At 71.3% G+C, this 14982-nt stretch carries 15 protein-coding genes; 6 read left to right on the top strand and 9 right to left on the bottom strand.

Annotated features, from left to right (window positions below):
- From SSMG_RS45290 to SSMG_RS46755, 4 genes are all read right to left on the bottom strand, one after another.
- On the bottom strand, nucleotides 1-1668 hold a 1668-nt coding region (locus SSMG_RS45290), incomplete at its 3' end, for a hypothetical protein (RefSeq protein WP_199785852.1).
- 105 nt (nucleotides 1669-1773) lie between these two features.
- Nucleotides 1774-2490, bottom strand: coding sequence for a VOC family protein (locus SSMG_RS45285; protein ID WP_009075046.1), 717 nt, complete (start codon nucleotides 2488-2490; stop codon nucleotides 1774-1776).
- The gene (locus SSMG_RS09340) at nucleotides 2412-3431 is read right to left on the bottom strand and encodes a maleylpyruvate isomerase family mycothiol-dependent enzyme (protein ID WP_009075044.1); all 1020 of its coding nucleotides are present in this window, start codon (nucleotides 3429-3431) and stop codon (nucleotides 2412-2414) included. Before SSMG_RS09340 ends, SSMG_RS45285 begins: the two co-directional genes overlap by 79 nt.
- The gene (locus SSMG_RS46755) at nucleotides 3421-3972 is read right to left on the bottom strand and encodes an SAV_6107 family HEPN domain-containing protein (protein ID WP_009075042.1); all 552 of its coding nucleotides are present in this window, start codon (nucleotides 3970-3972) and stop codon (nucleotides 3421-3423) included. Before SSMG_RS46755 ends, SSMG_RS09340 begins: the two co-directional genes overlap by 11 nt.
- Before the next feature lie 774 nt (nucleotides 3973-4746).
- On the opposite strand from SSMG_RS46755, the gene SSMG_RS09330 reads away from it, so the two are divergent.
- Nucleotides 4747-5271, top strand: a complete 525-nt coding sequence (locus SSMG_RS09330) for a YbaK/EbsC family protein (RefSeq protein ID WP_037713081.1) — start codon at nucleotides 4747-4749, stop codon at nucleotides 5269-5271.
- Nucleotides 5272-5276: 5 nt separating this feature from the next.
- Nucleotides 5277-5855: a GNAT family N-acetyltransferase gene (locus SSMG_RS09325; RefSeq protein WP_286156944.1), complete on the top strand. Its 579-nt coding sequence runs from the start codon at nucleotides 5277-5279 to the stop codon at nucleotides 5853-5855.
- Between the two features lie 61 nt (nucleotides 5856-5916).
- On the opposite strand, the gene SSMG_RS09320 is transcribed toward SSMG_RS09325, so the two are convergent.
- The 4 genes from SSMG_RS09320 to SSMG_RS09305 form a co-directional block, all read right to left on the bottom strand.
- Nucleotides 5917-6813 (bottom strand): DMT family transporter, encoded by an 897-nt coding sequence (locus SSMG_RS09320; protein WP_009075037.1) that lies wholly within the window; start codon nucleotides 6811-6813, stop codon nucleotides 5917-5919.
- A gap of 204 nt (nucleotides 6814-7017) precedes the next feature.
- Entirely contained in the window at nucleotides 7018-7518 is a 501-nt protein-coding gene (locus tag SSMG_RS09315) for a GNAT family N-acetyltransferase (RefSeq protein ID WP_037713079.1), read from the bottom strand.
- 58 nt (nucleotides 7519-7576) lie between these two features.
- On the bottom strand, nucleotides 7577-9256 hold the full coding sequence (locus SSMG_RS09310; RefSeq protein ID WP_009075033.1) for a DUF885 domain-containing protein: 1680 nt from the start codon (nucleotides 9254-9256) through the stop codon (nucleotides 7577-7579).
- Nucleotides 9257-9396: 140 nt separating this feature from the next.
- Nucleotides 9397-10284, bottom strand: a complete 888-nt coding sequence (locus SSMG_RS09305) for a methylenetetrahydrofolate reductase (RefSeq protein ID WP_009075028.1) — start codon at nucleotides 10282-10284, stop codon at nucleotides 9397-9399.
- 103 nt (nucleotides 10285-10387) lie between these two features.
- Between SSMG_RS09305 and merB the strand changes: the two genes are divergently transcribed.
- The 4 genes from merB (at nucleotide 10388) to SSMG_RS09285 (ending at nucleotide 14590) form a co-directional block, all read left to right on the top strand.
- Complete coding sequence (gene merB, locus SSMG_RS09300) at nucleotides 10388-11032, top strand: organomercurial lyase (protein ID WP_037713076.1); 645 nt, start codon at nucleotides 10388-10390, stop codon at nucleotides 11030-11032.
- A gap of 71 nt (nucleotides 11033-11103) precedes the next feature.
- Nucleotides 11104-12195: a polyprenyl synthetase family protein gene (locus SSMG_RS09295; RefSeq protein WP_037713075.1), complete on the top strand. Its 1092-nt coding sequence runs from the start codon at nucleotides 11104-11106 to the stop codon at nucleotides 12193-12195.
- The gene (gene crtI, locus SSMG_RS09290; protein ID WP_009075024.1) at nucleotides 12195-13670 is read left to right on the top strand and encodes a phytoene desaturase family protein; all 1476 of its coding nucleotides are present in this window, start codon (nucleotides 12195-12197) and stop codon (nucleotides 13668-13670) included. Before SSMG_RS09295 ends, crtI begins: the two co-directional genes overlap by 1 nt.
- The gene (locus SSMG_RS09285) at nucleotides 13667-14590 is read left to right on the top strand and encodes a phytoene/squalene synthase family protein (protein WP_037713072.1); all 924 of its coding nucleotides are present in this window, start codon (nucleotides 13667-13669) and stop codon (nucleotides 14588-14590) included. The genes crtI and SSMG_RS09285 overlap by 4 nt, the downstream gene beginning before the upstream one ends.
- Here the strand turns inward: SSMG_RS09285 and SSMG_RS09280 are convergent.
- Nucleotides 14562-14981 (bottom strand): pyridoxamine 5'-phosphate oxidase family protein, encoded by a 420-nt coding sequence (locus SSMG_RS09280; protein ID WP_009075019.1) that lies wholly within the window; start codon nucleotides 14979-14981, stop codon nucleotides 14562-14564. The genes SSMG_RS09285 and SSMG_RS09280 overlap by 29 nt on opposite strands.
- Nucleotide 14982: the final 1 nt, after the last annotated feature.

The raw sequence follows: 14982 nt of genomic DNA, 5'->3' as shown, positions 1-14982 counted from the left end.
ATCCTCGACGAGAAGCGACACCTCGGCGGTGCCGTCGAGCTGAGAAATCAGCTGTCCGAACCCGATCACGTCGTGGCCGCACACCGCGAGCAAGCTGGTTCCGCGCGGCGGCATGAGCAAGCGGTGCAGCCATTTGCGCGGAACCGAGCGCAGGCCAGTGTGGTAGCGGTTGAACAACGTCTTAGCCGAACAGCGAAGATGCACCGCGCCGATCGCGTCGGTGTCCCGTGGAGTGCCGACGCGCAGAACGACCGCCGCTCCGTCTGGGCGGTCGAGCAGTACCGGACCGGCCAGGTTCTGCTCCGCTGCGGCGAGCAGTTCCAGGAATGCCGAGGCCTGGGCCAGCTCGGGTTCCGCGAACGCCACCCACCGCCGCCGGGCGACGAACGCCTGCCCGTCTCCGAAGGGGAAAACCGCGCGGTGCCCGCCCTCTGTGCGCCCCGGGTTGGCCTCGCAGATCGGGACGAGCGTCACGAGGTCTGCGGACAGGACCGTCCGCAGCATCGGAGCACGGCAACCCGGATCGGCGATCGCCCGCCGAGCGGCGACGAGCGCTGTCGCGGCAGGATCGCGAAGCCCGCGAACGGTGGCTTCAGCGACCGTCTCGCGCGTCGAGGCGCTGACAGTTGCTGCGGGTGCGCGAAGCCCGCGAACCGTGGCTTCAGCGACCGTCTCGCACGCCGAGGCACTGACAGTTGCTGCGGGGGCGCGAAGCCCGCGAACCGTGGCTTCAGCGACCGTCTCGCGCGCCGAGGCGCTGACAGTTGCTGCGGGGGCGCGTAATTCCTGAGGATCGGCCGCTCCGTGCGACGTCCCTGGCGCGGGGAGCGCGGTGGTGCCCAGAACATTGCGTTCCTCGGTGCCAGAAGCGACGCTGTGGTCAGCAGTGAGCAGGTACTCCGTAGCGGCAGGCGACTTCCGAAGGTCGGCGCCGACGCACAATTCCCCCGTGACAGGGGGCGCGGGGGCACGGTGTTGCCCGGCATCGGCTCCAGACGCAGCCTCCAGGCCAATGGCTGCCGAATGCAGTTCGCGCGCGGGAGACTCGGGGCACGTCTCGTCCTTGTCGAGGAACGCAAGGCCGCGTTGCTCAGCAGCAGGTTCAGCGGTTGTTTCTTCGCCAGCGGCGGACGGGGCGTCGAGTGGCTGTGAAGAGGGGCCTGCGGTCGCTGCCGGGGCAGGGAGTCTTCGGGGATCGGTGGCGGTGGGGTCTGGTGGGGCCGTGATCGGGGCGAGGAGTTCTCGTGCGACGGCTTCGGCGATGGGCTCCTCGGCGGTGAGTGCGGGGACGGCCGGGGCGAGGAGGTCGGGGATGGTGGTTTCGGTCATCCCCAGGCAATCGCCGCCTTCGTCGCGGAGGGCGTCTATCAGGAGGTGCGGGGGCAAACCAGCGGCTGGGCGCAGCACGAATTCGTCCAGGACGCCGCCGGGGGCTGGGTGCCTGGTCAGGCCGAGGATGCTGCATTCAAGGTCGGCGAGGCGGATGGCGAAGCGGGCCAGGGTGCCGGGGTGGTCGTCGGAACGTACGCGTACTCGCCAGGCGTGGACTTGGGGGCGGCTTTCGTTGGGGTGCTGGGGGTTTTGCGCGGGGCGAGCGTGCGGGAGGTGCGCTGGCTCATCGGCGCGGGCGTTGGCGAAGGGGCTGCGGGGCGTCGAGGTCATGTCCATGGGACTTACCGTTCCCGACGCACGTAACCGCAGGTGTCTTGTGATGTTTCGGGTGTGTCAGAGTGCGGTCGGAAATGTGTGATCTGCGGGAAACAGTCGCGAGGGTCATCCTGGGCTGAGGAGACGGAATTCGTTGTCTTCCGGGTCGGTGAATTCGAGTTGAAGGGCGTGGGGCCGAGCGGGACCGGTCAAGCGGGCGCCGGCGGCTTGGAAGCGGCCGGTTTCGTCCGGGTGGTCGCCGCGGAGGTCCAGGGGGAGACGGTTTTTGCCGTGTTTTGGGGTGTGCCCGCGCAGGAATTCGAGGGTGGGGCCGCGGCCGGCGGGGTTGCGCAGGGTGGTGATGGCGGGTTCGTCGGCGGTGATCGGCCACGCGGCGAGCGGGGACCAGAAGCGGGCCAGGCGCGCGGGGTCCTGTGCGTCGACGACGATTGCCGCGATGGCACCGGAATCGGCGTATTCCTCGCGGGGTTCAAGTACGCAGAACTCGTTGTCTTCGGGGTCGGCCAGAACGATCCACGGGACGTTTCGCTGGCCGATGTCGATGGGGCGCGCGCCTAAGGAAACGGCTCGGGAGACCGTTTCGCGCTGGTTTTCGCCGGAAGTGCTGGAGAGGTCCAGGTGGAGACGGTTTTTGCCGGTCTTCGGGCGGGAGGTCGCGGTGAAGACCAGGGTGAGGTCGCAGCCGTCGTCGGGGGACGGTTGGACGGTGGCTTCGGCTGGGGATTCCGCGGTGAGGCGCCAGCCTAGGAGGTCGGACCAGAAGCGGGCCAGGCGTGCTGGTTCTTCGGCGGCGGCGACCAGATTGGCCAGACGTGTTGCCATGTCGCCACGGTAGCGGGCAGGGCCGACAAAAACGGCGGACGGCGGCGCAGCGGGACGGGGAAAGAACCGTGCCGGCAAGCGCGGGGGTATCGCGCTTGCCGGCACAGCCGGATCGCCACGGTGGTCGGTGGACAGCGTCGAACCGGGAAGCTTCCCCGCTTTCGGTTCTCGGACGCTATCGGGTGGCCCAGTCGCAGCAAGGCCCAGGCTTGGGCGGACAGCTCGTGGTCTCCGTCGGTGTGGACCATGGTCACCGGGACTCTTCCCCACAGCCAGAGGTAGACGTTCGCGGGCGGGCCGGAGACGATCGCGTCCGCGGCGTCGGCTTCCCGGGGAGAGCAGCGCCAGGCCTCTGTCTCGCCGGGGCCCGCTCGCGCGATCCAGCTGTGGCCGCCGGTGTGGAAACCGACTGTGCCGTTTCGGGTTCCCGAGATGCCCATCGTGGTGAGCTTGTGTCCGAAGTAGAGGGTGAGGGCCTCGTCGACGCCGTCGGCGGCCAGGTCGTCGGGCACGGTCGAATCGCCGATTCCGGCCGCGTTTTCGGCGTCCACCCGGTGCACGAGGGTTTCGTGGAGCATGCGCCGGCGCCAGAAACCGTGCGTCGGATCGGCTGCCCACCAGGTGGCGGCGCGGGTGGCCGGGTCGTGGGCGGCGAGTTCGGCTTCGAGTTCGAGGCGGGCGGCCGAGCAGAAATCGGCCACCGGCTGGCCGGGCAGCGGTTCGCGCCACAGCTCGGGGCGGTGGCCTTCGCGGATCCAGCCCAGCGCCTGCCAGTACACGGAACCGACGTGTTTGAGCAGCTCGTTCAGCGTCCAGCCGGGGGCGGTGGGCACCGGCGAATCGGGCGACGCCGAGTGCGCCACCTCCCCCAGCAGCCGCGCCTCCACGGAGAATGCCTCGAGCAGCCGGACGTGGTCGACCGTGCCGAGTTCACGCGACATGGGCTTCCCCGGACATCGGCAGGCCGTGCACGACCCGGCGGACGAGTTCGAGGAACTGGGCGGTGGCCTGCAGCAGGCCCGCGGCCAGTTCGGCGGTGACGCGGCCGCTGATGCCGGCCTCGGCGGCGGCCCGGGTTTCCGAGTGGTCGGCGAAGAACGCCGACCACTCGCGCAATTCGGGGGCGACGGCGTCGAGCAGCACCCAGCCGCTGGCCGGACGGCCCCGCCCCCGGCGCGGACGGCCCCGGACGGCGAGCACCGCGCCCGCCCCGCGCAGGGCGGCGAGGTAGGCGCCGATGAAGCGTTCGGCTGGGTCTCGTTCGTTCTCCGCGTGGTCGAGTCCGCGGTTGGCCTGGGCGAGGAGGGTGACCGCCTCGGGAGGGGCCGGCGGACGCAGGGACAGCGGGAGTTGCGGCTGGCCTTGGACGCCGGAGCGGCGGGCGGACGGTTCGGCGGAGGGCCGGACCGCCGCTCGGGTGCGGTGGACGACCTGCCTCGGGGGTTGGGCGCTGGGCAGGGTGTTTTCGGGGACGTGGTGCACGGTCGGCCGGGGGGCCGGGGTGCGTTCGGGCTCGGGCGTGGGGCGGGGCGCTGCGGCGGGGGTGTTCTGTGAGGCGAAGGGCAGCGCGGGGTTGGTTGCCGGAGCCGCGGATCGGGCGGAGTTGGCTGCCGAAGCCGACCCGCCTTCTGGCTCGGACGGCGAACCGAGGCCAGACTCGGCAGCAGCAGACTGAGCAGAGCCAGCCGCCGAAGTGGCGGACGCTGCAGAGTTGCTGCCCTGTTCGGGTGACGAGGCAGGACCGGTTTTGGCAGCAGCGGGCCGGGCTGCCGAAACGGCGGACGCTGAGCTGTCCACCGAGACGGGCCACAGATCCAAGCCGGGCTGAGCAGAACCAGTCGGAACAGACGACCGAACCGAAGCAGCGGAGCCAGCCCCCGGAGCCGACGGTTGCGCAGTCCTCTCCTGAGGAGCGAGCCCAGACACGGCCGGAGCACCGGCCGACCGCTGGATCGGCGCGCCGAACGTCAGCTGTTCGCCCGCCGTGCCTGGACGGGCTGGGCGTGCCTCGGCGGCACGGTCCGCGGGGGACCCGACCGAGACCGACATGGCGACCCTCCTCCTGCTCGGGTGGGCCCGGCCGGGGGCCCGAGGTGCTTCCCCCACCCCGGGACCGGCCGGTGCGCTCCCACCGGTATCGAACGTCTGTTCGATCTGTTTCCAGAGTAGCCGCGCCGGCGGGTCCGCTCAACCCCGCCGGTGGAATCCGGGCACGTGGTGCGGGACACGGCAGCACCGGCGTGGTCTCATAACCGGGTGAGCACCCACGACCATCCCGCTGTCGCCAAGGTCACCGCCGCGCTGGGCGAGGCCGGGCAGCACGCCGCCGCTGCCGGAGTGCGGGTGCTGCCCGCCGAAGTGCGCACTGCCGCGCAGGCCGCGGAGGCGCTCGGCGTACCGGTCGGCGCTATCGCGAACAGTCTCGTTTTCCGGGCCCGCACGACGGACGGGACGGAGGTCGCGCTGCTCGCCCTCACCTCGGGGGCGCATCGGGCGAAGGAGTCCCGGCTGGCGGAACTCGCGGGAGTCGCGGAGGTCGGCAAAGCGGACGCGGCGTTCGTCCGGGAGCACACCGGGCAGCCGATCGGGGGCGTCGCTCCGGTCGGGCATCCGGAGAAACTCGTGACGCTCGTGGACACGGCGTTGCGCGAATATCCCGAGGTGTGGGCCGCGGCGGGGCATCCGAAATCGGTATTCCCGACGACCTTTGACGCGCTCGTCACGCTCACCGGGGGCACCCCGGGCGATCTCGCGGGCGAAGGGGAGGATGGTCGACTGTGACCGCCATGTCCTCCTCCGGGTGCTCCCGCTACGTGCAGCTCTCCGCCGACGAGTTCCGGGCCCGGCTGCCGGAAGCGCTGGCGATCTACGTGAACGCGATGCGCTACCCCGAGGGCACGGCCGAGCAGCGCGCGCCGATGTGGCTGACCCACGCGTTGCGCGAGGGCTGGCGCTGCATGGCCGCCCTCGACGACAACGGCGTCCTGCTCGGCATCGCGTACGGCTACAAGGGCCGCGCCGGGCAGTGGTGGCACGAGCAGGTCCGGCACGGTCTCACCCGCCGCTCCGGGACCGAGGAAGCCGAGCGCTGGCTGGCGGACTACTTCGAGCTCACCGAGATCCACGTGCGCCCGGAGAACCAGGGCAAGCAGATCGGCGAGGACCTGCTGCGCCGGCTGCTCGACGGCGTTCCCAGCGCGAACGTCCTGCTCTCCACGCCGGAGGGGACGAGCCGGGCGTGGAAGCTGTACCGGCGCATGGGGTTCGTCGACGTCCTGCGCGACTACCAGTTCACCGGCGATCCGCGGCCGTTCGCGATTCTGGGGCGGTCGTTGCCGCTCGAAGCGCAGCCAGGTCAGGATTAGGACCCCGCGACGGGGAGCCGCCTCCGCGAACACGGCCCGCCCGTCGCAGCTGCTGTCCTCGTCATCTCGGCTCGGGCCGCCAGTAACCGACCGCGAGCGCCGCGACCAGCAGCACCGCGCCTGCCCACCCGAACGCGCTCAGCCGTTCATGCAGGAAAACCACCGAAAGCGCCGTTCCGGTAAGCGGTTCCAGCAGCGCGGACAACGCGCCCAGCACCGGGTGGGCGCCGCCGAGACCGCGGAAGTACGCGGCGTATGCGACGGCTGTCGGGACGACGCCGAAGTACACCGCCAGCAGCAGCACATCGGCGCGAGCGGGCAGGCCCATGCCTAGCCACAGCGCGGCGGGTGTCAGGAGCAAACCGCCGGTCAGGCAGCCGAAGGCGGTGGTAGCCAAGGGTTCCAAGCCCATGACGGGCTCCGCCGTGACGAGCGTGAGCACGGCGAATCCGGTCGCCGCGAGCAGGGCGAAGCCGAGGCCGCCAGCCAGTCGGGCGGGTGACGTCGCGGTCTCCGGTGACCAGCGCAACAGCACCAGCCCCGCGACGGCGCCACCGACGGAAACCAGGGTCCACAGCTGGGGTGCGCGTCGCTGCCGCACTGCGGAAAACACCGTGAGCACAACGGGTGCCGCACCGATCGTGGTCATAGTCGCGACGCTGACCGAACTGAGCGCGACGGCGGCGAAGTAGCTCGCTTGGAAGAGGGCGAAGAGGGAGCCGATCAGGAGGAGACGGCGCCAGGTTTGCTTGGCGGGGAGGCTGAATCCGCCGGTGAGAGCGACGTAGGCCGCGCTCGCGGCGCCGCCGATGAGCAGGCGGTAGGTGGCGACGGCCAGCGGGTGCAGGCCGGCTTGCTGGGCGAGAAGCGAGCCGGACAGGCCGCCGGTTCCCCAGAGCACGCCGGCGATGACCAGGGCGGCCGTCGAGCGGGCGCGCGAAGGTGCGAGGACAGACATCGAGAAGTGGGCTCCTGCGTCGAAGGAATCGGAGATCGACGACGCGGGGCAGCGTGCGTTGGCCGGTTCACGGCAGCACCCGATAGCCGCGGGCCCGGTTCCGGGCGCACGCGGCGAAAACTACCCCGCTCAGGCGCGCGGGGGTGGGGTGACGAGGAAGATCCGGTGCACGGGCGGGAGCTTAACCAGAGGACGCGGAGACGATCAACGGGTTTGTCGCGTGCGGCACCAGCGGATCTCGCCGTCCTGCTGCTCGTCGGTGGCGACCAGCCCGACGGCGGCGGCCACCCCGGCGGAAGCCCGGTGCTCCGGATGGATGTGGGCGATGATCGCGTCGACCGGTTGCTGGTCGAGCCAGTCGACCAGTCCGCGGGCGGCTTCGGTGGCGATGCCGCGGCCTTGCCACGGAGTCCCCACCACCCAGGCGATTTCGGCGACCGCGTCGCGCACCGTCGCCTGAACTGTGCCGACCAGACCGGAATCGCGCAGCCGGATCACCCAGTTCAGCCAGGAGACTGCCGGATCGGGCGAGCCCGCGGTCATCCGCTGGTACCGCGAACGAAGAGACGCCAACGAGTCCGGAGCGCCGCCGATGTACGTGTGCAGGGCCGGATCCGCGAGGACGACGGCCATCTCCTCGGCATGCGAGACGGACAGCGGCAGCAGGTCGAGCCGGGCCGTCGCGATGGGCTGAGCGATCACCATAAGGGGCAAGACTGCCGGGCCGGTGCGCGCAGAGAAACACCGGCCCGGGAAAGCAGTCTCAGTCCAGTTGCGCCAGCTGCTCGCGCAGGGTGTCCAGTCCCATGCCGCCCATCTGCAGGGCCTTCGTGTGGAACTGCTTGATGTCGAACGCCGAACCCTGCCGCGCGCGGGCCTCGTCGCGGGCCGCCAGCCAGAGGCGTTCGCCCAGCTTGTACGCGGGGGCCTGGCCGGGCCAGCCGAGGTAGCGGTCGATCTCGTCGCGGATGTGCGCCTGGTCGGTGATCGTGCGGGTCAGCATGAACTCCAGGCCGAGGTCCGGCGTCCAGCGCTCCCCCTCGTGGAATCCGGTGCCCGCCGGGATTTCCAGTTCCAGGTGCATGCCGAGGTCGACCACGACGCGGGCGGCGCGGAACAGCTGCTCGGACAGCATGCCGAGCAGGTTGCCGTCGTCGGAGAGGTAGCCCAGTTCCTCCATGAGGCGTTCCGCGTACAGCGCCCAGCCTTCGCCGTGCGCCGAGATGAACGTCATCAGCCGCTGGTACTTCGTGAGGGTCTCGGCCTGGTTGACCGCCGTCGCGATCTGCAGGTGGTGGCCAGGGACGCCCTCGTGGTAGACCGTCGAAACCTCGCGCCAGGTCGTGAATTCGTTGCGGTCGGCGGGAAGCGACCACCACATCCGGCCGGGACGGCTGAAGTCCTCGCTCGGTCCGGTGTAGTACGCGCCGACTCCGCCGCCCGGCGGGGCGATCTTGCACTCCAGCGCCATCAGCCGGTCCGGGATGTCGAAGTGCTTGCCGCGCAACGACTTCAGCGCGTCGTCGGACAGCTGCTGCATCCACGCCTCGAACTGCGGGCGGCCCTGGACGCGGTAACGCGGGTCGGCGTCGAGCACCGCGGCGGCCTCCGCGGGCGTCGAGCCGGGCTTGATCCGGTTCGCGACCGCGCGCATTTCCGTTTCGAGGCGCGAGAATTCGTGCCAGCCCCACTCGTACGCCTCGCGCAGGTCCAGCTCCGCGCCGATGAAGTAGCGCGACCACAGCCGGTACACCTCCTCGCCGACGGCGTCCTTCACCGGGGCCTTCGGGGCGAGTTCGGCGCGCAGGAATCCGGCGAATTCCGCGAACGCCTCGTCCGCGGCCCGCGCACCGGCGGCCAGGTCGGACTTCAGCGAGTCGACGCCCGCGTCGGCGACCAGGCTGGCGAAGAAACCGGGGCCGTCCTTGAGCCCGGCCCACGTCTCGCACTGCTCGGCGACCTTCGAGACCTGCCGCAGCGCGGAAACCTGCCCCTTGTCGGCCGCGGCCAGCAGCGACGCGCGGACGCCGGCGAGCGCCTCGGGCACCTTCGGCAGCCGGGCCGCGACGTTCGCCCAGTCGTCCGGGGTGTCGGTCGGCATCAGGTCGAAAACCATGCGCAGGCCCTGCACCGGGCTCTCGATCACGTTGAGCGAAGCCGCGTCGAGACCCGCGTCGTGGATCTCCAGTTCGAGGCCGATCCGCTCGGTGAACACGGCCTTCGCGACCCGCTCCCCCGCGTTCGCCGGTTCCGCGGCGGTCACCGCGGCCAGCGCGCGCCGCGCCAGGTCCGCGCGGGCGTCGTGGCCCGCGGGCGAATAGTCGGTCAGCTGGTCGTCGTAGCCCGCGACGCCGAGCATGGTGGCCGCGACCGGGTCCACGGCCACGTAATCGTCGACGTACCGGTCGCAGATCTCCGGAACGCTCTGTTCGGTGGAAGCCATGTCCGGCACGCTACCGGCCGCAGTGCCCCCGAGCCCACGGAGTATTGTGCCGATCGTTGCTAATCCGACCACAGTCACGGCCTAATGGCCTCGCAGCAACGGTTACTTGCCGAGTGGGGGTCGGCCTGCTTTTGGTCGGATCAGTAAGTGCGGGCGGGCACCAGTCCGAGCCGGGTGACCACCTCGCGCGTCGCCTTGGACCGGTTGAAGGTGTAGAAGTGCAGGTCGGGCACGCCTTCGGCGATCAGTTTCTCGCACAGTTCGGTGACCCAGTCGAGACCGGCCGCGCGGAACGCCTTGGGGTCGTCGGAGAACGGTTCGAGCCGGTCGAGCAGCCGCTGCGACGCCGGGGCCCCGGACAGCTTGATCGTGGTGTGCAGCGTGCGCAGGGTGGTCAGCGGCATGATGCCGGGCAGCACGAGCGCGTCGCAGCCCGCGGCGGCGACCCGGTCGCGCAGCCGCAGGAAGTCCTCGGCCTCGAAAAACAGCTGCGCGATCGCGAAATCGGCTCCCGCGCGGAACTTGCGGACCAGGTGTTTCGTGTCCGATTCCAGGTCCGCCGAACGCGGGTGGCCGTACGGGAACGCCGAGACGCCGACGCAGAAGTCGCCGAGCGAGCGGACCAGCGCGACCAGTTCCGCGGCGTAGGTGAGGCCCTCGGGGTGCGGCACCCAGTCGCCGTAGACGTCGCCGGGCGGGTCGCCGCGCAGCGCGAGGATGTTGCGGACGCCGACCGCCGCGTACCAGCCGATCACGTTCCGCAGTTCGGACACCGAATGGTCGACCGCCGTCAGGTGGGCCATCGGGCAGAGCGTGGTTTCGGTGGCGACGCGGGCAATGCTGCGGATCGTGCCGTCGCGGCTCGAACCGCCCGCGCCGTAGGTGATCGACATGTAGGCCGGGTCCAGCGGTTCCAGCTCGCGGATCGCCTTCCACAGGACGGCCTCGTCGGCCTCGTCGCGGGGAGGGAAGAACTCGACGGAGAACGCGGGCCCGTCCCCTCGCAGCCTTTCGATCACCGACGTCATGGAGGGAAATGGTAGTGGCTCGCCTCGAGGCGCGGCAGAGTTGCCGGGTGGGCTTGGCCACGCGCGTACCGTCAGTGGCGAACCCTCCCGGGGAGGCGAGCCCATGAGCAGTGCAGACGATCTGGCCTGGGACGAAGACGTGCGCGTGGCCGTCTACCGCGCGTTCGCCGCCCGCGGCCGTCCGCCCACCGCGCCCGAGCTGGCCGACGCCGCGCACGGGTCGCTCGCGGTGGCGAAACAGGCGCTGCACCGGATGGCCGACCCGAGATGGCTGTGGCTCGACGAATGCGAGCACGTCGCCTTGGCCGCGCCGTTCGCGGCGGTCCCGCTCGGGTTCGCGGTGATGGGCGAGCACACCATGTGGTGGGGCGGATGCGCCTGGGATTCGTTCGCCATCCCGCACCTCGTCTCCGGCGAGCCCGAGGTGCTGGTGGCGACGCGCTGTCCCGGCTGCGGCGAGCCGTCCGCGCTGGTCGTGCGACGGGACCGGCCGCCCGCCGGCGCGCAGGTCGCGTACTTCCCGGCCCCGCCCGACCAGCTGGCGCGCGACCGCGGGAAGCAGCGGCTGTACTGCTCCGAGTCCTGTGTGGACAGTCCGGGCGAACTGCTCGGCCTCGACGCGTTGTGGCACCTCGCGAAGGACTGGTACGAGGGCTGTCTCGAACCCGGCTACCGCCCGCGCGGACCGGCCGAAGCGGCGGCGTACTTCGCGGCGAGCACGAGCCCTGACGCGTTCCGGAGCGGCTGAACGCGTCTGGTGCGCCACATCCGGGGGCGCCCGGCGTGACCCGCGCCGCCCGCGTCCCGGAGGATGAAGGCATGGACGCGCCCGGATTCGACGCCGACCTGCCCGCGCACGTGGAGCGTGCGCTGGCCGATTTCCTCGGCCGGGCGGGGAGCGAGATCCTGCGCACCGAGCCGAGCGTCGCGGCCGGGATCGAGGCGCTGTCCGGGTTCGTGCTGGGCGGCGGCAAGCGGATCCGGCCGACGTTCGCCTGGTGGGGCTGGCGCGGCGCGGGCGGCGCGGCTTCCGGTCCGCTCGCCGAGGGCGCGCTGCAGGCGGTCGCGAGCCTGGAGCTGATCCAGGCGTGCGCGCTGATCCACGACGACCTCATCGACTCCTCCGATTCGCGCCGCGGCAGGCCGACCGTGCACGTGGCCGCCGAGAAACTGCACGCCGGACGCGGCTGGCTCGGTTCGCCGTCGGTGTTCGGGCTGGCCAGCGCGGTGCTGGTGGGCGACCTGGCGCTGGCCTGGGCCGACGACATGTTCGCCGAGGCCCCGCTGCCCGCGGAGACGATCGCGGCGGCCCGGCCGGCCTGGCGCGCGATGCGCACCGAGGTGCTCGCCGGGCAGTACCTCGACGTCCGCACGCAGGCCGTCGGCGACGCTTCGCCCGAGGCCGCGCTGCGGATCGACCGGCTCAAGACCGCCGCGTACACCGTCCAGCGGCCGCTGCACCTCGGCGCCTCGCTCGCCGGGGCGGACGAGCAGCTGATCGCCACCCTGCTGGAGTTCGGCGGCGACGTCGGCGTGGCGTTCCAGCTGCGCGACGACCTGCTCGGCGTGTTCGGCGACCCGTCGGTGACCGGCAAGCCCGCCGGCGACGACCTGCGCGAGGGCAAGCGCACCCTGCTCGTGGCGCTCGGCCTGCAGCTGGCCGCCGAGCGGGGCGACCACGCCGCGGCGAAGGTGATCGCCGACGCGATCGGGGCCGCCGACCTGGCCGGCGCCACGGTGGACCGGGTGCGGGAGGCGCTGACCTCAGTCGGCGCGGTCGCCGCGGTGGAACGCCAGATCGACGAGCTGACTGCCTCCGCGAACGCCGCGCTCGACCGCGCGCACCTGGCCGAGCCCGCCCCGTCGGCGCTCGCCGGGCTGATCCGGCTGGCTACCCAGCGGAAGTTCTGATGCGGACGGTGCACGGGCCCGCCGACCACGTGGTGGTCGTCGGCGCGGGGCTGGCCGGGCTGTCGGCGACGCTGCACCTGCTCGGCGCGGGACGCCGGGTGACACTGCTGGAACAGCAGAAGATGCCCGGCGGACGAGCCGGGCAGCAGGATTTCGGCGCGAACGCGGTCGACACCGGGGCCAGCGTGCTGACCATGCCGGAACTGGTCGACGAAGCCCTGCACGCGGTCGGCGCCTCGCTGGCCGACACGGTGCCGCTGACCAGGCTCGATCCGGCGTACCGGGCTCGGTTCGCCGACGGCAGCACGCTCGCCGTGCACACCGACGGCGAGGCGATGGAGGCCGAGATCCGGTCGTTCGCCGGTCCGGCCGAGGCGGACGGTTACCGGCGGCTGCGCCGGTGGCTCACCGACCTGTACGCGGCGCAGAAGGACCACTTCATCGGCGCGAACTTCGATTCGCCGCTGGATCTGGTCCGGCCGGAACTGGTGAAGCTCGCCGCGTTGGGCGGCTTCGGCCGGTTAGGGCCGCGCGTCGCCAGCTTCTTGCGCGACGAGCGCGTACGGCGGCTCTTCTCCTTTCAAGCGCTGTACGCAGGTCTCGACCCCATGCGTGCGCTCGGTGCGTACGGCGTCATCGCGTACATGGACACCGTCGGCGGCGTGTACTACCCGCGCGGCGGCATGGGCGCGATCGCCCGCGCGATGTCCGACGCTGCGACGCGCGCTGGTGCCGAACTGCGGTTCGGCACGGAAGCTGCGTGGCTTGAGCGAGTGTCTTCCCGCGTACGCGCTGTACGCACGCGCTCGGGCGAGCGTATTGAGTGTGACGCCGTGGTGCTCGCGACAGAGCTTTCGGCGGCTTACCGGCTGATCGGTGCGCGTCCGCGGCGGGTGCTGCCGTTGAAGTACTCGCCGTCGGCCTTCGTGCTGCACGGGCACGCGGACCGGTCGTGGCCGGAACTGGACCACCACACGATCTTCTTCGGCCAGGCGTGGGAACGCACCTTCGCCGAGATCGTCCGCGAGGGCAAGCTGATGAGCGATCCTTCGCTGCTGGTCACGCGCCCGACCGCGACAGAGCCGACGCTCGCCGGTGACGGCGGCGAGATCGTCTCCGTGCTCGCTCCCGCCCCGAACCTGAACACCGGCCCGATCGACTGGGCGCGCGTCGGACCGGCTTATCGCGAAGAACTGTTGCGCACGCTGGAAGCGCGCGGTCTCACCGGGTTCCGCGAAGAGTACATTGTGGACGAACAGCTGACTCCGGCGGACTGGGCGGCCCGCGGGTTGGCCGCCGGGACGCCGTTCTCGCTCGCGCACACCTTCCCGCAGACCGGCCCGTTCCGGCCCGCGAACCTGGTGCGGGCAGCGGAAAACGTGGTGCTCGCCGGATGCGGGACGACGCCGGGCGTCGGCATCCCGCCGGTGCTGATCTCCGGGCGGCTCGCCGCGGAAAGGATCACCGGACGGTGAGCGAGCTGGACGCGGCCGGCATCGCCGAGCCCGCGCTGCGCGCCGCCTACACGCGGTGCCGGCGCATCAACGCCCACCACGGCCGCACGTTTTTCCTGGCCACCCGGCTGCTTCCGGCGCGGGCCCGGCCGGCCGCGCACGCGCTGTACGGCTTCGCGCGGATGGCCGACGAGCTGGTCGACAACCCGGAGCCCGGCACCGATCCGGCGGTCGCGCTGGACAAGGTCGCCGGGCTCGTCGACGAGGTCTACGACGGCCGGGCGCCGGTCGATCCGGTGCTGGCGGCCCTCGCGGACACCGTGCGCCGCTACGACATCCGCCGGGATCTGGTGGACGCGTTCCTGCATTCCATGCGGATGGATCTGACGGTCGCGGAGTACGCGACTTACGCCGATCTCGCCGAGTACATCTACGGTTCGGCTTGCGTGATCGGGCTGCAGATGTTGCCGGTGTTCGGGACCGTCGTGCCGCGGGAGGAAGCCGCGCCGAGTGCGGCCGCGTTGGGGGAAGCGTTTCAGCTGACCAATTTCCTGCGGGACGTCGGCGAGGATCTGGATCGCGGGCGGTTGTATTTGCCGACCGAGGAGTTGGCGGCGTTCGGGGTCGACCGGGCGGTGTTGCTGGAGGCGCGACGGAGCAACCGGCCGGATCCCCGGGTGCGGGCGGCGCTGGCGGTGGCGGTTTCGCGGACGCGGGCGGTGTATCGACGGGCGGAGGCAGGAATTTCCTTGCTGCGCCCGGAGTCTCGGCCGTGCGTCCGGACGGCGATCACGTTGTACGAGGGGATCCTGGACGAGATCGAGGCGATGGATTACGCCGTGCTGAACCGGCGCGCGGTCGTCGGCAAGGGGCGGCGGGTCGCGGTCGCGTTGCCTGCGCTGGTGCGACGGCTCACTGCCAGGCCGGGACGCCTTCGCTGACCCGCGCCGGTTCGACGCTGGCGTCGTAGGAGCGCAGCCAATCCGGGGTCAGGCGGAGGAGGGCGAAAGCCTCGTCGAGAGCGCGGGAACCGGGGAACTGCTCCAGGTAAATCTGCGCGGCATCGGTGCTGGATTCGAGGACTGCCTCGCCTTCCACCTGGACTGAAATCGTGCCAGTGCAACCGATTACCGCCGCGGCGCGGGGATTGGCGCGGAGGTTGGCGACCTTGCGGGTGGTGTGGTGGGCGTTGAACAGCAGCGATCCGTCCGGGGTGACCGCGAAGCTGACCAGAGCCGCTTCGGGGTGGCCGTTCGGAGCAGTGGTGGCGACGACGCCCAGCGGGTTGGCTCGGACGAAGCTGGTGAAGTCCGCCAGGGAAAGAGTCTCCATG

This window comes from Streptomyces sp. AA4 (assembly GCF_000158875.1).
Lineage (GTDB): Bacteria > Actinomycetota > Actinomycetes > Mycobacteriales > Pseudonocardiaceae > Amycolatopsis.
Note: the sequence above shows the minus strand (reverse complement) of the source record. Positions and strands in the feature narration are given on the sequence as shown.